At 54.2% G+C, this 2,480-nt stretch carries 4 protein-coding genes; 3 read left to right on the top strand and 1 reads right to left on the bottom strand.

Annotated features, from left to right (window positions below; genetic code table 11):
* Window positions 1–356 (top strand): YadA-like family protein (locus HMPREF3277_RS03095; protein ID WP_141765174.1); only part of this gene is annotated, 356 nt, incomplete at its 5' end.
* A gap of 297 nt (window positions 357–653) precedes the next feature.
* Window positions 654–1,697: an NAD(P)H-dependent flavin oxidoreductase gene (locus HMPREF3277_RS03090; RefSeq protein WP_070870012.1), complete on the top strand. Its 1,044-nt coding sequence runs from the start codon at window positions 654–656 to the stop codon at window positions 1,695–1,697.
* A 211-nt stretch (window positions 1,698–1,908) separates the two neighbouring features.
* Here the strand turns inward: HMPREF3277_RS03090 and HMPREF3277_RS15710 are convergent, their stop codons facing one another.
* Entirely contained in the window at window positions 1,909–2,031 is a 123-nt protein-coding gene (locus tag HMPREF3277_RS15710; RefSeq protein ID WP_283127068.1) for a hypothetical protein, read from the bottom strand.
* A 79-nt stretch (window positions 2,032–2,110) separates the two neighbouring features.
* Between HMPREF3277_RS15710 and HMPREF3277_RS03085 the strand changes: the two genes are divergently transcribed.
* Window positions 2,111–2,383: a succinate dehydrogenase gene (locus HMPREF3277_RS03085; protein WP_070870011.1), complete on the top strand. Its 273-nt coding sequence runs from the start codon at window positions 2,111–2,113 to the stop codon at window positions 2,381–2,383.
* Window positions 2,384–2,480: the final 97 nt, after the last annotated feature.

The following is a 2,480-nucleotide window of genomic DNA, read 5'->3' as shown; positions in this document are numbered from 1 at the left end:
ATGCGATCAACGGCAGCCAGTTGTATTACACCAATCAGGCGATTAACCAAAACGTGACCAACATCGGCAATTACGTGGTGAACATGGGCAACCAAATCAACCAACGTATCGACAATGTGGAAAGCGACTCCAAAGCCGGTACCGCAGCAGCCATGGCGGTGGCAGGTCTGCCGCAAGCCTACCTGCCCGGTAAGAGCATGATGGCGGTTGCAGGCGGCGTTTACCGCGGTGAAAGCGGCTACGCAGTCGGCTTCTCCAGCATCTCCGACGGCGGCAACTGGATCATCAAAGGTACCGCTACCGGCAACTCGCGCGGCCACTACGGCGCGACCGCAGGTGTCGGCTACCAATGGTAATCCTGACCTAAAGCCTGTTTGAAGGCAAAGCAGAGGTCGTCTGAAAACCCGAAACAGGGTTTTCAGACGACCTTTTTCTATATCGGATTGCATGGGAGGGGGTGGTTTTCCAATATGCTCGGTTTCGCAAACACTCGCTTGACACAAAACGCTAAGATTTGTTTTCAGACGACCTTGCAGTCATGTCCGACTATTTTTTGTGGCAAAATTCAGCCATGTTCCACATGGTCAGTCCGCGTATTTAAACTGAAGAAATTTCAAGCCGGCTGACCAAACAGATTACAAGGAGAAACAGACATGAGCCGCATTTTATCCTCACTGCGCTATCCGCTGATTCAAGCACCGATGGCGTTTGCACATGACACAGAGCTGCCTTTGGCTGTCGGCAAAACCGGCGCTTTGGGTTCGTTGGCGGGGGCGATGTATGACGCTGCGGGTTTGGAAAAAGCGTTGGCACGGATGAAGCAGGAAGGCGGCGACCGTCCGTACAACCTCAACTTTTTCGCCCACCGCACGCCGTCTGCCGAACGCGCGCAATACGATGCCTGGTTTGCCGTGTTGCGTCCGTATTTCGAAGCTTACGGGCTGACGGAAAACGACATTCCCAGCGGCGGCGGACGGCAGCCGTTTGATGCCGATGCGTTGGCATGTGTGGAACGTTACCGTCCGCCTGTGGTCAGCTTCCACTTCGGCTTGCCCGCGCCCGAATACTTGCAGCGCGTCAAAGCGACGGGTGCGGAAGTGTGGAGCAGCGCGACGACGGTCGAAGAAGCCGTTTGGCTGGAACAAAACGGCGCGGATGTCGTGATTGCCCAAGCGTGGGAGGCGGGCGGTCATCGGGGATGGTTTTTAAACCGCAATCCCGACAGCCAAAGCGGCTTGTTCGCCCTGTTGCCCGCCGTCCGCAAGGCCGTGCGCCTGCCCGTCATAGCCGCAGGCGGCGTTTCCGATGCCGCCGCCGTCCGCGCCGCTTTGGAATTGGGCGCGTCTGCAGTGCAGGTCGGAACTGCCTTCCTGCTCGCAGACGAAGCCCTGACCAAACCCGCCCACCGCGCCGCCATCCAAACTGCTCGTCCTGAAGATACCGTGGTGACCAACTTGTTCAGCGGCGGCGCGGCACGCGGGCTTTACAACCGCTTCATACGTGAAGCCGGTCCGATGAATGACGCAGCGCTCCCGTTCCCCTTGGCAGGCGCAGCCGTCGGCGCATTGAAAGCCACCGCCGAAAAACAAGGCTGCTACGACTTTTCTCCATTTTGGGCAGGACAAAACGCAGGACTGTGCCGCCCCGGCAGCGCGGCGGAAATCGTCGAACGGTTGTGCGGCGGCATCGAGCGTTAGGACGGTTTGAGCACAGGCAAGGTGGACGTTGCAAGAAGGTCGTCTGAAAATTGAAAACAGGTTTTCAGACGACCCGTAGCGTGGGCTTTGCCACGAAATGAAGATAAAGACAACCGCCCGATTCGGATTGTCGGACAGCAGGTTCGCGGACAAAGCCCACGCTACGGACTGGGTTTCTTCCGAGCTTGTCGATTAGTGGTGCCGGAGGTTTTCATTTGCCGTTAATCAGGGGTTTGCGGGTAATGCGCAGCCTGCCGTCGGACAGATATCGCCTTTCCTGAACATAAACCGATTGCAGCCCTTTACCGGAGATGCCGCGGAAGCGTCCGCCCATATGGAACGCAGCGCCCGATTTGGTGAACGTTTTGATTGATTTATGCTTTATAATTATAGAAAACAAGAGGAAATGATATATGCCTTTCTTTAAAAATAAATTAGGTATCTGGCTGGCATTAATCTATCTAATCGCATCAATGGTTATTTTGGGTGATAGTACAGAGGGGAGCTGGGGAGGTTTTCTTCTCTTCGTCTCAGCCTTTCCCTTTTCCATTTTGTCCTTATTCGTTTCCAATTATGTAAATGGTCCGTTAGCCAATTGGGTATTTATCTTTCTGAATGCAATTTGGTGGTTTTTACTGGGATGGTTAATCACTAAGATTTTTAGAAAAAAGATTCAGACAGAATAAATCCGGATTGCCGACGACAGGAAGGGCTTTTTTGCGGTCTCCCGTAGCGTGGGCTTTGCTCACGAGGTGAATACACGGACAAAGATAACTGATTCAG

The organism is Neisseria sp. HMSC70E02, assembly GCF_001838645.1.
In the GTDB taxonomy this organism is placed as follows: domain Bacteria; phylum Pseudomonadota; class Gammaproteobacteria; order Burkholderiales; family Neisseriaceae; genus Neisseria; species Neisseria macacae.
The sequence above is the reverse complement of the archived record's forward strand: the minus strand, read 5'-3'. Positions and strand labels throughout refer to the sequence as shown.

Coding starts and splice junctions, on each gene's coding strand:
- HMPREF3277_RS15710 (WP_283127068.1), bottom strand. CDS start 2,031: ATGGGCGGACGCTTCCGCGGCATCTCCGGTAAAGGGCTGCAATCGGTT.
- HMPREF3277_RS03085 (WP_070870011.1), top strand. CDS start 2,111: ATGCCTTTCTTTAAAAATAAATTAGGTATCTGGCTGGCATTAATCTAT.
- HMPREF3277_RS03090 (WP_070870012.1), top strand. CDS start 654: ATGAGCCGCATTTTATCCTCACTGCGCTATCCGCTGATTCAAGCACCG.